A 20,645-nucleotide genomic window follows, 5' to 3' on the forward strand; every position below is an offset into this window, starting at 1 on the left:
ACGGGGCGCCAACGGATCTGAAAAAGGAGCAACAGGGACAATGACAAGTCCGGCGGACAATCTCAGGATCAACGGCGAGCGCCTCTGGGACTCGCTCATGGAGATGGCCAAGATCGGCCCCGGCGTGCGCGGCGGCAACAACCGCCTGACGCTCACCGACGACGACAAGAAGGCGCGCGAGCTGTTCATTTCCTGGTGCGAGGGCGCCGGCTGCACGACCGCCGTCGATTCGATGGGCAACATCTTCGCCCGCCGCGAGGGGACCGATCCCTCGCTGCCGCCGGTAATGGTCGGCAGCCATCTCGACACCCAGCCGACCGGCGGCAAGTTCGACGGTGTCCTGGGCGTTCTGGCCGGCCTGGAGATCCTGCGCTCGCTCAACGACATGGGGATCAGGACGAAGCATCCCATCGAGGTCGTCGACTGGACCAACGAGGAAGGCTCGCGCTTCGCGCCGGCGATGATCTCGTCCGGCGTCTTCGCCGGCGTCTACAGCCAGGAAGAGGCCTATGCGCTCACCGATCGCGACGGCAAGGCGCTCGGCGACGAACTGAAGCGCATCGGATTCGTCGGCGACGAGAAAGTCGGCACGCGGCCGCTCAAGGCCTTCTTCGAGCTGCACATCGAGCAGGGCCCGATCCTGGAGGCGGAGCGCTACGACGTCGGCGTCGTCACCCATGGCCAGGGCCAGCGCTGGTTCGATATCAAGCTGACCGGTTTCGAGAGCCATGCCGGGACCACGCCGATGCCCCGCCGCAAGGATGCCCTCGTCGGCGCGGCGAAGCTGGTGCAGGCGGTCAACGAGATCGCCCTCGCCAATGCCCCGCACGCGGTCGGCACGGTCGGCGTGCTGGAGCCCTATCCCGGCTCGCGCAACGTCATTCCCGGCGCGGTTTCGATGACCGTCGATTTCCGCCATCCCGACGATGCCGTCCTGCTCGGCATGGCCGAGGCTCTTAAAGCGCGGGTCGCGAAAGTCTGCGCCGAGCACAAGCTGACCGAGGAGACCAACGAGGTCTTCTATTATCCGCCGGTTCCCTTCGACGAGAATTGTGTCGCCGCCGTCCGCGCGGCGGCCGAACGGCTCGGCTACAAGCACCGCGACATCGTCTCGGGCGCCGGCCACGACGCCTGCTACATCGCCCGCGTGGCGCCGACCTCGATGGTGTTCACGCCCTGCGTCGACGGCATCAGCCACAACGAGGACGAGGACATCTCGCTGGAATGGGCCACCGCCGGCGCCGACGTCCTGTTCCACGCGGTGGTGGAGACGGCGGAGATCGTGGAGTGAGGCACCGTCCGTGCGCCGGACGGAAAGCAGGGTATTTCGATTAACGGACGCCCGAGGCTCGAAGCCGAGGGCGGGGACGCGAAAGCGAACGAAAGTCAAAAACGACGGGAGCAGGCAATGTCGACAGTGATCAAGGGCGGAACGGTCGTCACGGCCGATTTGACCTACGAGGCCGATGTCGCGATCGAGAACGGCAGGATCGCCGCGATCGGCAAGGGTCTTTCCGGCGACGAGACGCTCGATGCGACCGGCTGCTACGTCATGCCGGGCGGCATCGATCCGCACACCCACCTCGAGATGCCGTTCATGGGCACCTATTCGACCGACGACTTCGAGAGCGGCACGCGCGCCGCGCTCGCCGGCGGCACGACGATGGTGGTCGACTTCGCGCTACCGTCGCCGGACCAGTCGCTGCTCGACGCCCTGTCGATGTGGCACAACAAGTCGGGCCGCGCCAACTGCGACTATTCCTTCCACATGGCCATCACATGGTGGGGCGAGCAGGTCTTCAACGAGATGGAGACGGTCGTCCGCGAGAAGGGCATCAACACCTTCAAGCACTTCATGGCCTACAAGGGCGCGCTGATGGTGGACGACGACGAGATGTTCGCCTCCTTCCAGCGCTGCGCCGAACTGGGCGCGCTGCCGTTGGTCCACGCCGAGAACGGCGACGTCGTCGCCCAGCTCCAGGCCAAGCTGCTGGCCGAGGGCAACAACGGCCCCGAGGCGCACGCCTATTCGCGGCCGGCAGAAGTGGAGGGCGAGGCGACTAACCGCGCCATCATGATCGCCGACATGGCCGGCGTGCCGGTCTATATCGTCCATACCAGCTGCGAGCAGGCGCACGAAGCGATCCGGCGCGCCCGCCAGAACGGCATCCGCGCCTACGGCGAGCCGCTGATCCAGCACCTGACCCTGGACGAGAGCGAATACGCCAATCCGGACTGGGATCACGCCGCCCGCCGGGTGATGTCGCCGCCGTTCCGCAACAAGAAGCACCAGGACTCGCTGTGGGCCGGCCTGCAGGCCGGGTCGCTGTCCTGCGTGGCGACCGACCACTGCGCCTTCACCACCGAGCAGAAGCGCTACGGTGTCGGCGACTTCACCAAGATCCCGAACGGCACCGGCGGCCTGGAAGACCGCATGCCGATGCTGTGGACGCACGGCGTCAACACCGGTCGGCTCACCATGAACGAATTCGTCGCCGTCACCTCGACCAATATCGCCAAGATCCTCAACACCTACCCGAGGAAGGGCGCGATCCTGGTCGGCTCCGACGCCGATATCGTCGTCTGGGATCCGTCGAAGGAGAAGACGATTTCGTCCAAGACGCAGCAGTCGGCGATCGACTACAATGTCTTCGAAGGCAAGCACGTGAAGGGACTGCCGCGATATGTCCTGAGCCGCGGCCTCGTCTCCATCGTCGACGGCGACGTGAAGACGCGGGAAGGCCACGGCGAGTTCGTCGCCCGCGAGCCGTTCCAGGCGGTCAACAAGGCGCTGTCGACCTGGAAGGAGATCACTTCTCCGCGCAAGGTCGAGCGCTCCGGCATCCCGGCGAGCGGGGTGTGATCGGTGCAGGCGACCGGTGAACCTCGAAAGCGGCCGCGCATCTGGATCAACAGCCTTCAGATCCTGCTGTTGAGCCTCGCGTTTCTGTTCATCGAACTGATCGTTGTGGGGTTTGCTTTCGGCGAGCGGCCGGAGGGAACGAAGATCATCGGATTCATCATCGCGATGGGGATGTTCACCGTCCTGGCGGCCATCTTCCTGGGACTGCCAACATTCCTGATAGCGTTCCCGTTCGCTGGTCTCGCTATCCTGCTTTTCCGTGCTTTCGGCTACAGACCGGAGGTCGTCGCCGTGATCGCAACGCCTGTCGCGCTCGCCCTCGGCCTCTGGTTTGCCGTCAACAGCCTCGACAACTCCCTGAGGTCGCTCGGCGGCGATATGCAGATGGAGCGATGGCACTACGCCCTGTGTTTCGTCACGACCGTGCTCGTGAGCGTCTGGATCTGGCAGCCACACAAGGCGGTGCGAACCTGATGAAACCGCCGTGCGCTAATCGCTCCGGAGTGAGAGCCTAGAGAACCCTATGTCGGTCGTAGCAGCGAAAAACCTCAGTCTGACGTTCCAGACAAACGACGGTCCGGTTCACGCGCTGTCGGAGATCGACCTCACCGTCGAGCGCGGCGAGTTCGTCTCCTTCATCGGCCCGTCCGGCTGCGGCAAGACCACGCTGCTGCGCGTCATCGCCGATCTGGAACAGCCGACGTCGGGCGCGATCACCGTCAACGGCGTATCGCCGGACGAAGCCCGCCGAAGTCGCGCCTACGGCTACGTGTTCCAGGCCGCCGCCCTCTATCCCTGGCGCTCCATCGCCCGCAACATCGCCCTGCCGCTGGAGATCATGGGCCTGTCGAAGGCCGAGCAGCAGGCACGCATCGACAGGAACCTGGCGCTGGTGAACCTCACCGGCTTCGAGCGCAAGTTCCCCTGGCAACTGTCGGGCGGCATGCAGCAGCGCGCCTCGATCGCCCGCGCGCTCGCCGTCGAGCCGGATCTCCTGCTGATGGACGAGCCCTTCGGCGCCCTCGACGAGATCGTCCGCGACCACCTCAACGAGCAGCTGCTGCAGCTTTGGGACAAGACGGGCAAGACGGTGATCTTCGTCACCCACTCGATCCCCGAGGCGGTGTTCCTGTCGTCGCGTATCGTGGTGATGTCGCCGCGGCCCGGTCGGGTCCACGAGGTCATCGAGTCCGACCTGCCGCGCGACCGCACGCTGGATATCCGCGAGACGCCGGAATTCCTGAAGATCGCCCACCGCGTCCGCGAGGGCCTGCGAGCGGGACACAGCTATGACGAATGAGCCGGTCCGCAACGAACCGCTCCCTCGTCATCCCGGCCGGAGCGCCACGGCGGCGACGGGGGCTCCCCGATCCCGGCTCGGGCTGCGGCCGTCCGGGATGACGCCGGATGGGCGGCGGGGTCTTCGGCGAATGCGAGGCCGCGTATGAGCAAAGGCGTCGACGAACGCGGCTTCTTCATGGACCGGGTGCTTCCGGTGTCCGTCGTCGTCGTCGCCATCATCGCCATCTGGTACGTCGCCGCCGTCTTCCTGAACGCGCCGTTCCAGCGCGACACCTACGAGCGCGCCGAACAGAGCTACACGACCGCCGAACTCGTCGCCGCGACCCTCAACCAGGAGCGTCCGGTGCTGCCCGCCCCCCATCAGGTCGGGCAGGAGATCTACAAGACCGTCTTCGAGATCAAGCCGACATCGAAGCGCAGCCTGATCTATCACGGCTGGATCACGCTCTCCTCGACCCTGGTCGGCTTCATCATCGGCACGGTTCTCGGCATCGTGCTGGCGGTCGCCATCGTCTACAGCCGCAACCTGTCGAAGTCGCTGATGCCGTGGATCATCGCCTCGCAGACGATCCCGATCCTCGCCGTCGCGCCGATGATCATCGTCGTGCTCAACGCCGTCGGCCTGTCCGGACTGCTGCCCAAGGCGCTGATCTCCACCTATCTGTCCTTCTTCCCGGTCGTCGTCGGCGTGGTGAAGGGTCTGCGCTCGCCCGATCCGATCCATCTCGACCTGATGCGCACCTACAACGCGAGCAGCAGCCAGGTCTTCTGGAAGCTGAGATGGCCGTCCTCGATGCCGTTCCTGTTTGCCTCGATGAAGATCGCCATCGCCATTTCGCTGGTCGGCGCCATCGTCGGAGAGCTGCCGACCGGCGCGGTCGCCGGCCTCGGCGCGCGGCTGCTGGCCGGCTCCTACTACGGCCAGACCGTCCAGATCTGGTCGGCGCTGATCGCGGCCGCCGTGATGGCTGCCGTTCTCGTCGGCATCGTCGGACTGATCAACAAGCAGGTCCTGCGGCGCATGGGGATGGCGCAATGAGAAGGCCGTCGCCCCTCCTGACCGTCGCTGCCGTCCTGGCCTTCGCGTCGCTGATGCTGCCGGCGGCGAAGGGTGGCTTCGGCATCATCGCCCTGCCGACCCTGACCGGCGCCGCCGCTGCCGTCGTCGTCGCCGCTGCGCTGTCCTACGTTGTTCCGGCCGTGACGATCCCCGCGACCGCGATCGCCGCCCATCTCGGCGCCTGGTATCTGATCGGAGCGGTCGCGTCTTTGTCGGGCGATGCCGGGATCGGCTTCTGGTGCCTGGTCGTCGCTGCCTGGCTCACCGCCTGGCGGCTGACCGATGCGTTGTCTGCTCTGGAGCCGCGCGCGGTGATCTGGCGCCGCCTGATCGGCGTGCTGGTGCCGTTGCTGTTCGGCGCCTGGATCCTGATCCTGTGGGAGCTGATCGTACGCGGCTTCGCCATCCCGCAGGTGCTTCTGCCGGCGCCGAGCCAGATCTGGACCCGGCTCGTCGGCTCTGTGCCAACTCTCCTGGCCGACTTCCGCCAGACATTCCTCAAGGCCGTTCTGATTGGCTACGCGCTCGGCTGCGGTTCCGGCTTCGTGGTTGCGATCCTCGTCGACCGGGTGCCATTCCTGCGCAGGGGTTTGCTCCCCATCGGCAATCTGGTCAGCGCGCTGCCGGTCATCGGCATCGCCCCGATCATGGTCATGTGGTTCGGCTTCGATTGGCCCTCCAAGGCTGCCGTCGTCGTGGTCATGACCTTCTTCCCGATGTTGGTGAATACCGTCGCAGGTCTCTCCGCCGCCGGGGCCATGGAGCGCGACCTGATGCGCACCTACGCGGCGAGCTATTGGCAGTCGCTGTTGAAGCTGCGGTTGCCAGCGGCGATGCCGTTCATCTTCACCGCGCTCAAGATCAATTCGACGCTGGCGCTGATCGGTGCCATCGTCGCGGAGTTTTTCGGAACGCCTATCGTGGGGATGGGCTTCCGTATTTCGACCGAGGTGGGCCGCATGAACATCGACATGGTGTGGGCGGAAATCGCCGTAGCGGCGCTTGCCGGCTCGGTCTTCTACGCGCTGGTGGCGCTCGTCGAGCGCACCGTCACGTTCTGGCATCCGTCCTATCGGTGAGGTGATCTCACGACGGGGCGATGCCCAATCCGGAGGAGTGGAATGAAAAAGCTACTGATAGCATCCATGGCCGCCGGCCTTGCCTTCGCGGCACTGCCGGCCAATGCCGCCGACAAAGTTGTCCTGCAGCTCAAGTGGGTGACCCAGGCCCAGTTCGGTGGCTACTACGTGGCCAAGGACAAGGGCTTCTACGAGGAAGAGGGCCTCGACGTCGAGATCAAGCCGGGCGGTCCGGACATCGCGCCGCCGCAGGTGATCGCCGGCGGGGGAGCCGACGTGATCATCGACTGGATGCCGCCCGCTCTCGCCTCGCGCGAGAAGGGTGTGGCGCTCGTCAACATCGCCCAGCCGTTCAAGAGCTCTGGCATGATGCTGACGTGCCGCAAGGAAACGGGCATCACCAGCCCGGAGGATTTCAAGGGCAAGACGCTCGGTGTCTGGTTCTTCGGCAACGAGTATCCGTTCCTGTCCTGGATGGCGCATCTCGGCATCCCGACCGAGGGCGGCCCCGATGGTGTCACGGTCCTGAAGCAGGGCTTCAATGTCGACCCGCTTCTGCAGAAGCAGGCCGACTGCATCTCGACCATGACTTACAACGAGTACTGGCAGGTCATCGACGCCGGCATCAAGCCGGAAGACCTCGTGGTCTTCAAATACGAGGACCAGGGCGTCTCCACCATGGAGGACGGTCTCTATGTCCTCGAGGACCGGCTCTCCGACCCGGCCTTCGTCGATGTCATGGCCCGTTTCGTCAAGGCCTCGATGAAGGGCTGGGAGTGGGCGCGCGAGAATCCGGAGGAAGCCGCGATGATCGTGCTCGACAACGATGCCACCGGTGCACAGACCGAAAAGCATCAGGTCCGCATGATGAAGGAAATCAACAAGCTGACCGAGGGCTCCGACGGCACGCTCGATCCGGCCGATTTCGATCGCACGGTCGAGATCCTTCTCGGCGGCAAGTCCGACCCGGTCATCACCAAGAAGCCGGAAGGCGCGTGGACCCACGCGGTCACCGACAAGATGAAGTCCATGTGAGGACCGGCGTCTTCGACGACGTGCGGCGAGGGGGCTTTGGCCCCCTCGTTTGCTATGAGGCCGGCGCAAGCCGGTCGCGCTCCGATTTCACATGCGCCAGCGAGCAGATGCCGAGCCAGTCGCGCAGGTGTCGGCGCATCGGCGTCGACCCGTCGGCCTCCAGCCGGCCGCTTTCCAGCGCATGGGACAGCGAGAGGTCGCCGCGCCAGATGTAGATCATGTCCGGCAGGCTGACGGTCAGATGCAGGTCGACCTCGAGGCCGGGATCGTCCACGCACATTTCGCAGGCGCCGTTTTCGTTGACGAACCACCAGTGGCGTTGCCGCCGCGGCCGGTCGTGGAAGTCGAAATGGACGACCGCGCGTTCCCGGCCGAACGCCTGCGGCCGGACATCCTTCTCGAGCGCCCACAGCAGCAGGCCGAGATCGATCTCGTGTTCCTGCAAAGTGCGGCGCGACCATTTCTGCCCCCAGATGCCGAGCGCTTCGACGATTGGGGCGAAGTCCTGGCCCGCCGGGGTCAGGTGATAGGTCCAGCTCCGCCCCGTCTTCGAGCGCCTGCGCTCGACGATTCCCTCCGCCTCCAGCGCCTTCAGGCGTCGAGACAGGATCGTCGGCGAGGCGAGCGGCACGCCGCGCTGCACTTGCGCGAACCGGGTCGCGCCGGTCGCCAATTCCCTCAGTATGAGAGCCGTCCAGCGTTCGCAGAAGACCTCGGAGGCCTTCGCGACCGGACAGAACTGTCCATAGGTCTTCATCGCCGTCCTCCTGTTTCGTGGCAGCAAGGCTAACAACGGCGCGAATGCCTGCGATACTACAGATAATAGACTATTTTGCCGGCTCCTTGTGTGGTCGCCTGTCTGCCGGTCGAACGGCCCTCTCGTGCCGGACGGCCCGGAGCACGAGGAGAGCGACCATGCAGACCCTGAGGAATCCTGTTTCATCGCACGAAGATCTTTCGGCCGAGCCGGCGGCGCGCATGTGGGGCCTCGGCGGCAGGCACTATGACGACGTCTCTTTCGCCATCTCCGATGCGTTGGCACACGCCGCCCAGCGTCTGGCCCCGACGCCGGGAAGCGATGTCCTGGACGTTGCGACGGGCACCGGCTGGACGGCGCGCAATTGCGCCCGCTATGGCGCTCGCGTCGTCGGCGTCGATTTCTCCGAAGAGCTTCTCGAGGCGGCGCGCGACCTGTCCGCAAACGTCCGTCCGCCGATCCGGTTCGCGTGGGCCGATGCCGAAGCCCTGCCGTTCGATGACGCGTCCTTCGACGGCGTTGTCTCGACGTTCGGCGTCATGTTCGCGCCAGGGCAGGCGCGCGCGGCCGCCGAGCTCGCCCGTGTCCTGAAACCCGGCGGCCGTCTGGTGCTGACGACCTGGCCGCCGGGCGGCACCGTCGAGACGTTCTTCGGCATCGCCGGCAAGTATGGCGATGCGCCCGCGCCGGCGGCCTCGCCGTTTGCCTGGGGCTCGCCGGCGGGCGTGAGCGCGCTGCTCGGTGCCGATTTCGATCTGACCTTCGAGGATGGGGTGAACAACGCCTATCACGAAAGCACGCAGCACATATGGGACTGGTACGTTCGCGGCTTCGGTCCCGTGCGGCAGATGGCGCAGGGTCTCGATGCCGAGCGGCTAGACGCATTTCGCGCCGAAATCGACGCCTATCATCGCCATTTCCTCACCGAATCCGGCCGTCTGCACGTGAAGCGCGACTATCTGATGACGATCGGCCGGCGGAAATAGCCGGCCCGACAGGCGAATAGCGGCGTTTCGGGCGACGGGAATGTGTGTCCTTGGCGGTTCGGGTCCTGTCGAAACCGGGCATAACCGCGAATTGCGGGGTGCGCGCCGTGGCCATCTGGTGCATAGAAACGGGGACACGACCCTTGAGATGCATCCGGAAGGACCCATGGCAAACGTCACCGTCGTCGACCATCCGCTCGTCCAGCACAAACTGACGCTTCTGCGCGACAAGAACCGTTCGACCGCCGGTTTTCGGCGGCTGATCAAGGAGGTAGCGCTGTTCCTCGGATACGAGGTGACGCGCGACCTGCCGATGACCTCGATCCGCATCGAGACGCCGCTCGGCGAAATGGACGCGCCGTCGCTGAAGGGCAAGAAGATGGTGTTCGCGTCGGTGCTGCGTGCCGGCGAGGGCATGATCGAAGGGCTGATCGAACTGGTGCCGTCCGCCCGCATCGCCCATATCGGCCTCTACCGGGATCCCGAGACGCTCAAGCCGGTCCAATACTATTTCAAGGCGCCGGAGGACATTTCGGACCGCCTCGTCATCGTCGTCGATCCGATGCTGGCGACGGGCAATTCGGTCGCCCACGCCATTCAGCTTCTGAAGGACAAGGGCGCCAACAATCTGCGCCTGTTGTGCCTGCTGGCGGCGCCCGAGGGCATCGCCGCGCTGCAGGAGCGCCACCCGGACGTGCCGATCTTCACCGCCGCGATCGACGAGTGCCTGAACGACCACGGCTATATTGTGCCCGGCCTGGGTGACGCCGGCGACCGTATGTTCGGGACGAAATAGCCGATCAGCCCGGCACGACCCATGTCCGTCCGGGATGCCGACCGGATTGGCGCAACCTCAGGCCTTCTCGTCTCCTAGCCATTTGTAGACGATGCCGCCGAGCACGCCGCCGATCAGCGGGGCGACCCAGAAGAGCCAGAGTTGCGCCAGCGCCCATCCGCCGACGAACAGCGCCTGGCCGGTCGAGCGGGCCGGGTTCACCGAGGTGTTGGTGACCGGGATGCTGATCAGATGGATCAGCGTGAGCGCCAGCCCGATTGCCAGCGGCGCGAAGCCGGCGGGCGCGCGCTTGTCGGTCACGCCCATGATGATCAGCAGGAAGAAGAAGGTCAGCACTATCTCGGCGGCGAGCGCGGCCATTAGCGAATAGCCGGCCGGCGAGTGTTCGCCGAAGCCGTTTGCCGCAAATCCTGTCGATAGGGCGAACTCGGCGTGCCCAGACGCAATCACGTAGAGGACGGAGGCGGCCGCGATCGCGCCGACGACCTGCGCGATCCAGTAGGGCAGGATGTCGGAGGTCGGAACGCGCCCGCCGGCCCACAGGCCGAGGGTGACTGCCGGGTTGAAATGGCCGCCGGATATGTGTCCGACCGCGTAGGCCATCGTCAGGACGGTGAGGCCGAACGCCAGAGCAACACCCGCGAATCCGATGCCGAGGTCCGGAATGCCGGCGGCCAGCACGGCCGAGCCGCAGCCTCCGAAGACGAGCCAGAACGTTCCCAGGAATTCCGCACCGAGACGATTTATCATCGGCATGCTGTGGCCTCCCTATGCATGCAATCGGATTGTTAGCCGGGAAATATTGCCTCCGATTCGTCCGTTGCGGAAAGTAAATTGTCTTGCGCGGCGTCTGCGCGTCAGCGCGGTTACCCGCACGGTGCTGACGAGCAGGGATTCGGCACCCGATTTGAGGACCTGATCGGCAGCGTTGCCACCTGCCGCTCGATCCTTGACTCCGGGCCTTTCGCGGGATTGTTCGTGTTAAGCCGCCCCGAAACGCTGGCCGGCCATCGCAAGACGCGACAGCGGTCGTTCGCTTTATCTGTTTGCGCGATGTCCGCGATGCCGGAATATGCCGCCATGGATCAGAAAGCCGCCCGCCCGCCGTCGAACCTGTTCTACCAGTCCCGCGCCCGCCGGCCGCTGCTCGACCGGGCCGAGGGCGTCTACCTGTGGGATGTCGACGGCAACCGCTACCTGGACGGGTCGTCCGGCGCGATGGTCTCCAACATCGGCCATTCCAATCCGCGTGTGCTGGCCGCCATGCGCGATCAGATGGACAAGGCGACCTTCGGCTATCGGCTGCATTTCGAAAACGAACCGGCGGAGACGCTCGCCCGCCGCGTTGCCGGGCTGATGCCGGACGGTCTCGATCGCGTATTCTTCGTTTCCGGCGGGTCCGAAGCGGTGGAGAGCGCTCTGAAGCTCGCCCGCCAGTGGGCCGTGGCGACGGACCAGGCAAGCCGCTGGAAAGTAATCTCGCGCTATCCCTCCTATCACGGCTCTACGCTCGGCGCTCTGGCCGTGACCGGCATGGCGCTGATGACCGCGCCGTTCTCGCCGATGCTGCGCGAGATGCCGCGAATTCCCGCGCCGACCTGTTATCTCGACCGCGACCCGCTCTCGATGGACGAGCGCGGCCTGCGCTATGCCGAGATGCTCAGGCAGGAGATCCTGCGGCAGGGGCCGGAGACGGTGCTGGGCTTCATCATGGAGCCGGTCGGCGGTGCCTCGACCGGCGCGCTGGTCGCGCCCGACCCGTACTACGCGCGCATCCGTGAGATCTGTGACGAGTTCGGCATTCTCCTGATCTATGACGAGGTGATGAGCGGGGCGGGGCGTACCGGCAAGTTCCTCGCCGCCGAGCACTGGGGCATCCGGCCCGATATCGTCGTCGTCTCAAAGGGCTTCGCCGCCGGCTATGCGCCGCTCGGTGCGATGATCGCCGACCGCGCGCTGGTCGATCCGGTGCTCGATAACGGCGGCTTCATTCATGGCTACACCTATGCCGGCAATCCGCTCTCCTGCGCCGCCGGTCTCGCGGTTCTCGACGAGATCCTGGAGCGGGACCTTATGGGCAACGCCGCGCGGATCGGCGATCACCTGAAGGCCGAACTCACCGGCCTGATGGCGCACTATCCCTTCATCGGCGACGTGCGCGGCAGGGGCCTCCTGCTGGCGTTCGAACTGGTATCCGAACGCGACACGATGGCGCCGCTTCCGGTAAGCGACAATGCCTATATCCGGCTGGTCGAGCACGCCTATGAACGCGGCCTGATCATCTATTCCCGCCGCACCCGCGGCGGGCGCGAGGGCGATCATTTCCTCGTCTGCCCGCCGATGATCGCGACCGAGGATCATGTCGCCGAGATCATGGACAAACTCACCGCGTCGTTCGACGCGCTGTCCGACGAGCTCGGTCTGCCGAAGGGGAACGGGTGACGCGGTCCGGCGAAAGCGTCGATCTCGTCGGGCATTACGGATAGGCTCGGACGCGCCCGCCCGTATGTCGTTACACTTATGGCGTGAATCGATGCTGCAGGAACCGGAACTGAAATGAAGGTCGTCTACAACGAAGCCCAGAAGCGGCATTATCCGAAGCATTTCGTCGCAAGCGGCGTCATCACCCAGAACCCGGAAATGCCCGAACGCGCCGACCGGCTGCTGGCCGGCGCGATCGAGGCCGGTCTCGAGCACGAATTGACCGTGGAGCAGGGGCCCGGGCCGATCTCGGCGGTGCATTCGCCCGCCTACATCGAATTTCTGATGAGCGCCCACGCGCGCTGGACCCGCCGCCAGGGCGCGTCCGCCGAAGTGATCCCGAACGTCCATCCGGTTCGCAGCCGGTCCGGCTATCCGCGCTCCGTCGACGGCCAGGCCGGCTATCACATGGCCGACACCGCCTGTCCGATCTCGGCGGATACCTGGGAGGCGGTGCGCCTGTCCGCGTCGACGGCGGTGCAGGCGACGACGGCCGTTCTCGACGGGGCCGCGTCGGTCTACGCGCTGTCGCGTCCGCCCGGCCATCACGCCTTTGCCGACATGGCCGGCGGCTTCTGCTACGTGAACAATTCGGGCGTCGCCGCGCAGGGTCTGCGCGCGGTCCACGACCGCGTCGCCATCCTCGACGTCGACCTGCATCACGGCAACGGCACGCAGGGCATGTTCTACGACCGCGCCGATGTGCTCACCGTCTCGCTCCACTGCGATCCGTCGCGCTTCTATCCGTTCTTCTGGGGATACGAGGACGAGCGCGGGGAGGGCGCCGGCTACGGCTACAACATGAACCTGCCGCTGGCGCGCCATTCCGCCGATGCCGCCTTCCTCGAGGCCCTCGACAGCGCCATTGCCCGCATCCGAGCCTACAGTCCCGGCGCGCTCGTCGTTGCGCTCGGCCTGGACGCCTACGAAGGCGATCCGTTCGGCGGCCTGAGGGTCTCGACGGACGGCTTTGGCCGTATCGGCGAGAAGATCGCCGGCTTGCGCCTGCCGACGGTGATCGTCCAGGAGGGCGGCTATCTCTGCGACGATCTGGGCAGGAACCTGACGCGCTTTCTCACCGGCTTCGCGGCGCAGCACACAGTATAGACCGATCCCCGGGCACGTCATGCCAGGGATCGACCCGGGCATCGCGTTTCCGCCCCGGCGGTCCCTATTCGGCCTCCAACCCCGCCGCGGCGAAGTCGACCACGCGGCCGATGATCGCCTCGACGTCGGCGAGGTCGCAGGCGCCGCCGGAAAGTGCCTCCAGCCGTCGCAGGTCGTGATAGAGCGCGTGCAGCGCGCCCATGGCGAAGTGGAAGCGCCACAACAGGTCTTCACGCCGCAGATGGGGCAGGGCGCGGGACAGCGCGTCGACGAAGCGTTCCAGGTGGCGCACGTCTCGCTCGATCAACGCACGCATTTCCGGTGGGCCGTCCAGGACGGCGCGGGCGACGAACTGCATGTAGATCGACCGGCCGCCGGTCTTTCGCTGCTCCGTCAGGGTGGCCCGCAGGGGCGGCTCGAACAGGGCGCGCAGGATTTCGCTGACGGGGGCGGGATCGGGTGCCGACCGCGCCTCCGCCGCGCGCAGCAGACGGGCCCGCTCCCGGTTGATCGCTAGGCCGCCGCGCCGGAACACCTCCAGAAGCAGCGCGTCCTTCGAGCCGAAGTGATAGTTCACCGCGGCCAGGTTGACCCCGGCCGCGGCCGTCAGCGCCCGCATGGTGACGCCGGAATAGCCGTGCGTGGCGAACATGCCCTCGGCCGTGTCGAGGATCAGCGTTCGCGTCTCCTCGCCACGGGGGCTGGCCTGTTCCCCTTTTGCGGTGCCGGCCATCTCGGCGTTACGCCAGGTACACGCTGCCCTCTCCGCCGGTGCGGGCCGGATCGGTATTGCGGTATTTGCGAAGTTCCAGCCGCGCCATCTGGTTGCGATGCACCTCGTCGGGCCCGTCGACGATGCGCACGGTGCGGGCATAGGCGTAGGCGTTCGACATGATGTGGTCGGCGACGCCGCCGGCGCCGAAGGCCTGGATCGCCCAGTCGATGACCTTGATCGCCGCATGCGGCGCCGCGACCTTGATCTCGGCGATCTCGATGCGGGCCTCCTTGTTGCCGACCGTATCCATCTTCCAGGCCGCGTGCAGGGTCAGGAGCCGTGCCTGGTCGAGGGCGATGCGGGATTCGGCGATGCGCTCGGACCAGATCGACTGGTTGGCGATCGGCCCGCCGAAGGCGTCGCGCGATTCCAGTCGCCGGCACATGCGCTCCAGCGCCCGTTCGGCGACGCCGATGATCCGCATGCAGTGATGGATACGGCCCGGGCCGAGGCGACCCTGCGCGATCTCGAAGCCGCGCCCCTCGCCGAGCAGAATGTTGGAGGCGGGCACGCGCACGTTGTCGAACGCGATTTCCATGTGCCCGTGCGGGGCGTCGTCGAAGCCGAAGACCGGCAGATGGCGGACGATCGTCACGCCAGGATGCGGCAGCGGCACCAGGATCATCGATTGCTGCTTGTGCCGGTCCGGATTGTCCGGATCGGTCTTGCCCATGACGATTAGGATCCGGCAGCGCGGATCGCCGGCGCCGGAACTCCACCACTTGCGCCCGTTGATGACGTATTCGTCGCCCTCGCGGCGTATTTCCATCTGGATGTTGGTCGCATCCGACGAGGCGACCGCCGGCTCCGTCATCGAGAAGCCGGAGCGGATCTCGCCGTTGAGCAGCGGTGTCAGCCACTGTGCCTTCTGTTCGGGCGTTCCATAGCGCTCGAACACTTCCATATTGCCGGTGTCCGGCGCCGAGCAGTTGAACATTTCCGGAGCGAAATGGCTGCGCCCCATGATCTCGCACAGTGGCGCGTACTCGACATTGGTGAGGCCCGCGCCGACCTTCGATTCCGGCAGGAACAGGTTCCACAGGCCCTGATTGCGCGCTTCCTGCTTCAGTTCCTCCAGCAGCGGCAGTGTCGTCCAGCGGTCGCCGCCCTCGTCGATCTGGGCGTAGAGCGCCGGTTCGTTCGGATAGACGTGCTCGGCCATGAAGGCGAGGAGCTTCTCGCGCAGGTCCTTCACGCGTGGCGAATAGTCGAAATCCATTGGCTCCTCCTTGGGGCGTCCCGCTTTGGGGGCCGTCCCGCTTTGGCTGTGATCTGAGCACACGTTAATTCAAACGCGCGTTTGAATTCAAGCCTGTGGTAACTACGGATGCGGGAACGCACTGCGCGGTAGCCCTTGGCGGATCCGTCCCGACGCGTTAAGGACCCGGCATGGACACCACTTCGAGACCGGAACCGGTCGATATCGACACGCTCAAGGCCAAGATCGGTACTCACGTGGGGCAATCCCGCTGGCGTCTCGTCGACCAGCCGATGATCGACCAGTTCGCCGACCTGATCTGCGATCACCAGTTCATCCACGTCGATCCGGAGCGGGCCGCCGGGACGCCGTTCGGCACCACCGTAGCCCACGGTTTCCTGACCCTGTCGCTCCTGGGCGGGCTGGCCGGCGAGGTCATGCCGTCCATCGCCGGGACGGCCATGGGCGTGAATTACGGCTTCGACCGGGTGCGGTTCGTCGCCCCGGTGCGCTCGGGCCGGAAGATTCGGGCGATATTGACGCTCAAGGAGGTCGATTCGACCGAGCCGACGATCGCCGATCTCCTCTACGAAGCCGTTCTTGAGGTCGAGGACGAGGAAAAGCCTGCTGTCGTCGCCCTGTGGCGGGTCCGTGCCTACTTGAGCGACGGTGTCGCCTGACGGGCCGCCTATGGCGCCCGGTCCCGAAATTGCCTAGATTAGGGGTTCACCGTCGTATTCCGGGGAATGCGCCGGATTGCGCGCCTGAACCGGAAATTGAAATCAGATGCGCCGTCCGGGATTTTCCGGACCGCCCGGACCGTAGCTACAAGGCCTGACTCATGCGGTTGACCAAGCAGACCGGATACGCCCTGCGCATCCTTCTTCACTGCGCGCTGTCGCCAGAGCGGTCGGTGACGGTTGCCGAGATCGCGCGCACCCAGCACATCACCGAGCACAACGTCTTCAAGATCGTGCCGATGCTGGTCGAGGGCGGTTTCCTGGAGACGACGCGCGGCCGCGGCGGCGGCATCAAGCTCGCCTGCGAGCCCGGGGATATCCGCATCGGCGACGTCGTGCGCGTCACCGAGGAAACGCATATCGAGGCCGAGTGCTTCGGCGGCGGCGCCGACTGCGCCATTCGCCCGGTCGCGCCGATCAACCGCATCCTCGACGACGCGCTGAGCGCCTTCATCGAGGTGCTCGATCAGCACACGCTGCTCGACCTCGTCAGCGCGCGTCCGGCACGGCCCGGTGCACCGGATCTCCTGGAGAGGCTGGCGCCGGTCGGTTGACCGCAATCGCATAGGGCCGCCGATTTGTCCGCCAGTCCCGTCGTCGTCGAAGTCACCCGTGGCCCGCTGGTCGAAAGCCGTCATCGCGGCGCCCTGGCCATCGCCGATGCGAAGGGCCGCATCGTGTTTACCCTCGGCGACACGCATTCGCCCGTCTATCCCCGCTCGGCGGTGAAGGCCTTGCAGGCGCTCCCGCTGGTCGAGGACGGCGGTGCCGATGCCTTCGGGTTCACGCCGGCCGAGATCGCGCTCGCCTGTTCCTCCCACAACGGCGAGCCGGCCCACGTCGAGGCGGCCCGTTCAATGCTCGCCAAGGCCGGGCGCGACGAAAGCGACCTCGAATGCGGCCCGCAGCCGCCGGCCCGCGACGAGGACCGATGCGCCCTGCGCCAGGCCGGTCGGGTGCCCGGCCGCATCCACAACAATTGCTCCGGCAAGCACGCCGGCATGCTGGCTCTGGCGGTCCACATGGGCGTCGATCCGAAGGGCTATTCGACCGCGGATCATCCGGTTCAGCGCCGCGTGCGGCAGGCGATGCAGGACATGACCGGCGCCGCGCTGTCGGCGGACCGCTGCGGCATCGACGGCTGCTCGATCCCGACCTGGGCCGCGCCGCTCGACGCCTGGGCCGTCGCGTTTGCGCGGGTCGCCACGGGCGAGGGCGTCGGCGAAGGCCGCGCGGCGGCGCTGAAGCGTATCCGCGAGGCCTGCCTAGCGCATCCCTTCATGGTCGCGGGGTCGGGCAGGTTCTGCACCCTGTTGATGCAGCGGGCCGGACCGCAGGCCTTCGTCAAGACCGGTGCCGAAGGCGTGTTCTGCGCCGCCTTCCCCGAGACCGGCCTTGGCGTCGCCCTGAAGATCGACGATGGTGCCTCGCGGGCCTCGGAGGCGCTGATGGCCGCCACCGTCCTCGCGTGCGCCGGGCTGAACGACAGTCAGAAGGCGGCGGTCGCGCCGATGGCCAATCCGCCGGTCGTGAACCGCATGGATCTTCGGGTCGGCGAGATCCGTGTCGCCGCCGCCGTTCGCGACCGGATCGCGGCTGCCATGCGCTGATCGCTGTTGGCGGAGCCGCGCCGCTCGCCTATAAATCGATGAACCAAAACATGGGAGATCTGCCATGACCGCCTGCATCGTCGGCTGGGCCCATTCGCCCTTCGGAAAGCTCGAGGGCGAGACCGTCGAGAACCTCATCGTCACGGCTGCGAACCAAGCACTTGCACATGCAGGTATTGGTCCGAAGGACGTCGACGAGATCGTGCTGGGCCATTTCAATGGCGGCTTTTCTCCGCAGGACTTCACCGCCTCGCTGGTGTTGCAGTCGAGCGACGACCTGCGCTTCAAGCCGGCGACGCGCGTCGAGAACGCCTGCGCCACCGGGTCGGCCGCCGTTCACCAGGGCATCAAGACGATCCGCGCCGGCGCCGCCAAGGTCGTGCTCGTCGTCGGCGTCGAGCAGATGACGGCGACGCCTGGCCCGGAAATCGGCAATATCCTGCTGAAGGCCTCGTATCTGCCGGAGGACGGCGAAACGCCGGCCGGGTTCGCCGGTGTCTTCGGCAAGATCGCCCACAACTACTTCCAGCGCTGGGGCGACCAGTCCGACGCGCTGGCCCGGATCGCCGCGAAGAACCACAAGAACGGCGTCAACAACCCCTACGCCCAGATGCGCAAGGACTTCGGCTACGAGTTCTGCCGCGTCGAAAGCGAGAAGAACCCGCTCGTCGCCGGCCCGCTGAAGCGCACCGACTGCTCGCTGGTCTCCGACGGCGCCGCGGCGATCGTGCTGGCCGATACCGAGACCGCGCTTCGGATGAACCGCGCGGTCGCATTCCGCGCCGCGAGCCATGTGCAGGATTTCCTGCCGATGTCGAAGCGCGACATCCTCAAGTTCGAAGGCGGAGCCGAGGCCTGGAAGCGGGCGCTGGCACAGGCCGGCGTCAAGATCGACGATCTCTCCTTTGTCGAGACCCATGACTGCTTCACTATCGCGGAACTGATCGAATACGAGGCGATGGGGCTGGCGCCAGAAGGGCAGGGCGCGAAGATTGCGCTCGAAGGCCAGACCGAAATCGGCGGGCGCCTGCCGGTCAACCCCTCGGGCGGCCTGAAGGCAAAGGGCCACCCGATCGGCGCCACCGGCGTCTCCATGCACGCGCTGACCGCCATGCAGCTCTGCGGCAACGCGCCGGACGGCATGCAGATCGAGAACGCCGAACTGGGCGGCATCTTCAACATGGGCGGCGCCGCGGTGGCCAACTACGTCTCGATCCTCGAGCGGATCAAGTAGGACTGTCCCGGGGTGTCCGTCTGTGCCGGGCGCGCCCCGGCATAGACCGTTTAAGGGATCATCGAAGGACTTGAGCCTCGCGTCATGTTCTGGCGCGCTCCGGGCTTTTGTCCGCCGTGCCTCACCCCACCCGGTTCCGGGCAATCGTCAGCGCGGGATAGACCTCCGCACTGTCTTCGGCGAGGTCGCCGGTGACGACGGTGTCCCATTCCATGCCGAGGATCGCCGCCTTCGAGACCTGCGAGATCACGTTGTCAGTGACGAGCACGGCTTCGATGCCCTCGACGACCGAGATCTCGAAGCCGACGGCGGCCTTGCGCACGACATTGCCGGTCGCCGTGACGTTGCGCAGATAGGGGCCGAAGCCGAGCGCGAAGCCCGAGGCCGCGGCGTTCTCCACGACGTTGCCGGTCAGGGTCGTGTCGGCGGAGACGAAGATGCCGTTGCCGCGGGGCTCCGGAAAATCACCGATCTCGATATTGCGGATCAGGTTGCCCGAGACGACGGCGAGATGGCCGCCCTGGTCGAGGTTGGTGACGGAAATGCCGTGCGTCGCCGTGTCGACGATGTTGTTGGCCACCACCGCCCCGTCGTAGGCGAACTCGACGAATATCGCCACTTCGCCGAGCCGGGTGCAGTTGTTCTGGGCGACGATGACGTTGGAACCGGAATTGACGCGGATCGCGGAAAAGGTGCAGTCGCGCACATGATTGCCGGTCACGGTGACGTCGCCGCCGCGGAAGACGACGATGCCGTTGCCGTAGGGCCCGTCGCCGCCGGACCGGTTGTGGATGCGTTCCACACGGTTGTTCGCGATCATCGCTCCGTCCGGCTGCTTCGTCGACTGCCAGACCATGATGCCATTGTCGCCGCAGTCGAAGACATGGTTGCCGGTGATGTCGAGGTCGTTGCCGTCGAGCGAGAACAGGCCGGCGCCGAGCGCCCCGCTGATGGAGGTGTTGGCGACGCGGCCGCCGCAGTCGTTCAGATAGAGCCCGTCGGCCCAGCTGTTCTCGATCGTGCAATCGGTGATGGATACGGCCTTGATCCCGGTCAGGTCGACCAGTGCCTGGGCGCCGCCGAGTGCGCGCGCCATGCCGTCGAACACGAGCCCGTCGAGGCCAACGGTGTCGCCGCCCTGCGCGGCCACAAGCGCGCTGTCGCCGAGCGCCACTAGTCGGCTTGCGCCGGCGATGCCGGTGATGCGGGCGCCGGAGCGCAGCACCAGGCCGGTTGCAAGATAGCGTCCCGGCGGCAGGAACAGCGGCGTGCCGGTGATCCGCGTCTCGTCGACCGCCCGCTGTAGCGCGGCTGTCTGGTCGGTCGTGCTGTCGGCGACGATGCCGAATCGCGCCGCGTCGAGGCCATAGGCCTGCGCGCATGCCGGCCGCGCGGCGGCCCCCGTCGCGGCGAGGGCCGCGCCGGAAAGAAGGAACCCGCGGCGGGTTATCCGCGTTGTCGCAATCATGACCTCTCCACCAGAAATCCCGACGCCAAACGAGGCGCGACCAGCATGGCACGCGGATCGCTCCGCCCGGTTAACGGCCCGGCACAACGAGAATTCTGGACATTGCCACCTGCCATGTTGCCCACACCGGTCCCACGGCCTATCTATGTGCAGC

At 66.3% G+C, this 20,645-nt stretch carries 20 protein-coding genes; 15 read left to right on the forward strand and 5 right to left on the reverse strand.

Annotation, left to right across the window (positions count from 1 at the left end; all coding sequences use genetic code 11):
- Positions 1-40 precede the first annotated feature (40 nt).
- From ACSF9G_RS06835 to ACSF9G_RS06865, 7 genes are all read left to right on the forward strand, one after another.
- Positions 41-1,291 (forward strand): Zn-dependent hydrolase, encoded by a 1,251-nt coding sequence (locus ACSF9G_RS06835; RefSeq protein ID WP_436639842.1) that lies wholly within the window; start codon positions 41-43, stop codon positions 1,289-1,291.
- A 117-nt stretch (positions 1,292-1,408) separates the two neighbouring features.
- A complete protein-coding gene (gene hydA / locus ACSF9G_RS06840; RefSeq protein WP_436639844.1) occupies positions 1,409-2,863 on the forward strand; it encodes a dihydropyrimidinase in 1,455 nt (484 codons plus the stop codon).
- A gap of 3 nt (positions 2,864-2,866) precedes the next feature.
- A complete protein-coding gene (locus ACSF9G_RS06845) occupies positions 2,867-3,337 on the forward strand; it encodes a hypothetical protein (RefSeq protein ID WP_436639846.1) in 471 nt (156 codons plus the stop codon).
- A gap of 49 nt (positions 3,338-3,386) precedes the next feature.
- Complete coding sequence (locus ACSF9G_RS06850) at positions 3,387-4,163, forward strand: ABC transporter ATP-binding protein (RefSeq protein WP_436639848.1); 777 nt, start codon at positions 3,387-3,389, stop codon at positions 4,161-4,163.
- Between the two features lie 144 nt (positions 4,164-4,307).
- Positions 4,308-5,204, forward strand: coding sequence for an ABC transporter permease (locus ACSF9G_RS06855; protein WP_436639850.1), 897 nt, complete (start codon positions 4,308-4,310; stop codon positions 5,202-5,204).
- On the forward strand, positions 5,201-6,304 hold the full coding sequence (locus ACSF9G_RS06860) for an ABC transporter permease (RefSeq protein WP_436639852.1): 1,104 nt from the start codon (positions 5,201-5,203) through the stop codon (positions 6,302-6,304). The genes ACSF9G_RS06855 and ACSF9G_RS06860 overlap by 4 nt, the downstream gene beginning before the upstream one ends.
- Before the next feature lie 42 nt (positions 6,305-6,346).
- Complete coding sequence (locus ACSF9G_RS06865) at positions 6,347-7,339, forward strand: ABC transporter substrate-binding protein (protein WP_261614863.1); 993 nt, start codon at positions 6,347-6,349, stop codon at positions 7,337-7,339.
- Positions 7,340-7,391: 52 nt separating this feature from the next.
- Here ACSF9G_RS06865 and ACSF9G_RS06870 read toward each other — a convergent pair whose 3' ends face one another.
- Positions 7,392-8,096 carry a winged helix-turn-helix transcriptional regulator gene (locus tag ACSF9G_RS06870; RefSeq protein WP_436639855.1) on the reverse strand — a complete coding sequence of 235 codons (705 nt, stop codon included), beginning with the start codon at positions 8,094-8,096 and terminating at the stop codon, positions 7,392-7,394.
- Positions 8,097-8,254: 158 nt separating this feature from the next.
- On the opposite strand from ACSF9G_RS06870, the gene ACSF9G_RS06875 reads away from it, so the two are divergent.
- Positions 8,255-9,082, forward strand: coding sequence for a class I SAM-dependent methyltransferase (locus ACSF9G_RS06875; protein WP_436639857.1), 828 nt, complete (start codon positions 8,255-8,257; stop codon positions 9,080-9,082).
- A 166-nt stretch (positions 9,083-9,248) separates the two neighbouring features.
- Positions 9,249-9,878, forward strand: coding sequence for a uracil phosphoribosyltransferase (upp, locus tag ACSF9G_RS06880; protein WP_436639859.1), 630 nt, complete (start codon positions 9,249-9,251; stop codon positions 9,876-9,878).
- Positions 9,879-9,935: 57 nt separating this feature from the next.
- On the opposite strand, the gene aqpZ is transcribed toward upp, so the two are convergent.
- Positions 9,936-10,628, reverse strand: coding sequence for an aquaporin Z (gene aqpZ / locus ACSF9G_RS06885; protein WP_436642062.1), 693 nt, complete (start codon positions 10,626-10,628; stop codon positions 9,936-9,938).
- A gap of 330 nt (positions 10,629-10,958) precedes the next feature.
- On the opposite strand from aqpZ, the gene ACSF9G_RS06890 reads away from it, so the two are divergent.
- Together ACSF9G_RS06890 and ACSF9G_RS06895 are read left to right on the forward strand one after the other, a co-directional pair.
- Complete coding sequence (locus tag ACSF9G_RS06890; protein WP_436639860.1) at positions 10,959-12,320, forward strand: aminotransferase family protein; 1,362 nt, start codon at positions 10,959-10,961, stop codon at positions 12,318-12,320.
- A 114-nt stretch (positions 12,321-12,434) separates the two neighbouring features.
- A complete protein-coding gene (locus ACSF9G_RS06895; protein WP_436639862.1) occupies positions 12,435-13,466 on the forward strand; it encodes a histone deacetylase family protein in 1,032 nt (343 codons plus the stop codon).
- Between the two features lie 64 nt (positions 13,467-13,530).
- Here ACSF9G_RS06895 and ACSF9G_RS06900 read toward each other — a convergent pair whose 3' ends face one another.
- Both ACSF9G_RS06900 and ACSF9G_RS06905 read right to left on the reverse strand, forming a co-directional pair.
- Positions 13,531-14,199, reverse strand: coding sequence for a TetR/AcrR family transcriptional regulator (locus ACSF9G_RS06900; protein WP_436639864.1), 669 nt, complete (start codon positions 14,197-14,199; stop codon positions 13,531-13,533).
- Between the two features lie 7 nt (positions 14,200-14,206).
- Complete coding sequence (locus tag ACSF9G_RS06905; protein WP_436639866.1) at positions 14,207-15,460, reverse strand: acyl-CoA dehydrogenase family protein; 1,254 nt, start codon at positions 15,458-15,460, stop codon at positions 14,207-14,209.
- 170 nt (positions 15,461-15,630) lie between these two features.
- Here ACSF9G_RS06905 and ACSF9G_RS06910 point away from each other — a divergent pair, with 170 nt between their 5' ends.
- From ACSF9G_RS06910 to ACSF9G_RS06925, 4 genes are all read left to right on the forward strand, one after another.
- Positions 15,631-16,119 carry a MaoC family dehydratase gene (locus ACSF9G_RS06910; RefSeq protein WP_436639868.1) on the forward strand — a complete coding sequence of 163 codons (489 nt, stop codon included), beginning with the start codon at positions 15,631-15,633 and terminating at the stop codon, positions 16,117-16,119.
- A gap of 161 nt (positions 16,120-16,280) precedes the next feature.
- Positions 16,281-16,733: an RrF2 family transcriptional regulator gene (locus ACSF9G_RS06915; protein WP_436639870.1), complete on the forward strand. Its 453-nt coding sequence runs from the start codon at positions 16,281-16,283 to the stop codon at positions 16,731-16,733.
- A gap of 24 nt (positions 16,734-16,757) precedes the next feature.
- A complete protein-coding gene (locus tag ACSF9G_RS06920; RefSeq protein ID WP_436639872.1) occupies positions 16,758-17,789 on the forward strand; it encodes an asparaginase in 1,032 nt (343 codons plus the stop codon).
- Between the two features lie 64 nt (positions 17,790-17,853).
- Positions 17,854-19,023 (forward strand): acetyl-CoA acetyltransferase, encoded by a 1,170-nt coding sequence (locus ACSF9G_RS06925; protein WP_436639874.1) that lies wholly within the window; start codon positions 17,854-17,856, stop codon positions 19,021-19,023.
- 121 nt (positions 19,024-19,144) lie between these two features.
- On the opposite strand, the gene ACSF9G_RS06930 is transcribed toward ACSF9G_RS06925, so the two are convergent.
- Entirely contained in the window at positions 19,145-20,491 is a 1,347-nt protein-coding gene (locus ACSF9G_RS06930; protein WP_436639876.1) for a TIGR03808 family TAT-translocated repetitive protein, read from the reverse strand.
- Positions 20,492-20,645 lie beyond the last annotated feature (154 nt).

The sequence above is a fragment of the Microbaculum mangrovi genome (genome assembly GCF_051390635.1).
In the GTDB taxonomy this organism is placed as follows: Bacteria; Pseudomonadota; Alphaproteobacteria; order Rhizobiales; family Tepidamorphaceae; genus Microbaculum.

What these genes read in the sequence shown, in the direction of transcription:
- ACSF9G_RS06895 (WP_436639862.1), top strand. Translation starts at nt 12,435, where the DNA reads ATGAAGGTCGTCTACAACGAAGCCCAGAAGCGGCATTATCCGAAGCAT.
- upp (WP_436639859.1), top strand. Translation starts at nt 9,249, where the DNA reads ATGGCAAACGTCACCGTCGTCGACCATCCGCTCGTCCAGCACAAACTG.
- aqpZ (WP_436642062.1), bottom strand. Translation starts at nt 10,628, where the DNA reads ATGATAAATCGTCTCGGTGCGGAATTCCTGGGAACGTTCTGGCTCGTC.
- ACSF9G_RS06850 (WP_436639848.1), top strand. Translation starts at nt 3,387, where the DNA reads ATGTCGGTCGTAGCAGCGAAAAACCTCAGTCTGACGTTCCAGACAAAC.
- ACSF9G_RS06925 (WP_436639874.1), top strand. Translation starts at nt 17,854, where the DNA reads ATGACCGCCTGCATCGTCGGCTGGGCCCATTCGCCCTTCGGAAAGCTC.
- ACSF9G_RS06910 (WP_436639868.1), top strand. Translation starts at nt 15,631, where the DNA reads ATGGACACCACTTCGAGACCGGAACCGGTCGATATCGACACGCTCAAG.
- ACSF9G_RS06855 (WP_436639850.1), top strand. Translation starts at nt 4,308, where the DNA reads ATGAGCAAAGGCGTCGACGAACGCGGCTTCTTCATGGACCGGGTGCTT.
- ACSF9G_RS06860 (WP_436639852.1), top strand. Translation starts at nt 5,201, where the DNA reads ATGAGAAGGCCGTCGCCCCTCCTGACCGTCGCTGCCGTCCTGGCCTTC.
- ACSF9G_RS06835 (WP_436639842.1), top strand. Translation starts at nt 41, where the DNA reads ATGACAAGTCCGGCGGACAATCTCAGGATCAACGGCGAGCGCCTCTGG.
- ACSF9G_RS06865 (WP_261614863.1), top strand. Translation starts at nt 6,347, where the DNA reads ATGAAAAAGCTACTGATAGCATCCATGGCCGCCGGCCTTGCCTTCGCG.
- ACSF9G_RS06930 (WP_436639876.1), bottom strand. Translation starts at nt 20,491, where the DNA reads ATGATTGCGACAACGCGGATAACCCGCCGCGGGTTCCTTCTTTCCGGC.
- ACSF9G_RS06870 (WP_436639855.1), bottom strand. Translation starts at nt 8,096, where the DNA reads ATGAAGACCTATGGACAGTTCTGTCCGGTCGCGAAGGCCTCCGAGGTC.
- ACSF9G_RS06890 (WP_436639860.1), top strand. Translation starts at nt 10,959, where the DNA reads ATGGATCAGAAAGCCGCCCGCCCGCCGTCGAACCTGTTCTACCAGTCC.
- ACSF9G_RS06900 (WP_436639864.1), bottom strand. Translation starts at nt 14,199, where the DNA reads ATGGCCGGCACCGCAAAAGGGGAACAGGCCAGCCCCCGTGGCGAGGAG.
- ACSF9G_RS06915 (WP_436639870.1), top strand. Translation starts at nt 16,281, where the DNA reads ATGCGGTTGACCAAGCAGACCGGATACGCCCTGCGCATCCTTCTTCAC.
- hydA (WP_436639844.1), top strand. Translation starts at nt 1,409, where the DNA reads ATGTCGACAGTGATCAAGGGCGGAACGGTCGTCACGGCCGATTTGACC.
- ACSF9G_RS06875 (WP_436639857.1), top strand. Translation starts at nt 8,255, where the DNA reads ATGCAGACCCTGAGGAATCCTGTTTCATCGCACGAAGATCTTTCGGCC.
- ACSF9G_RS06905 (WP_436639866.1), bottom strand. Translation starts at nt 15,460, where the DNA reads ATGGATTTCGACTATTCGCCACGCGTGAAGGACCTGCGCGAGAAGCTC.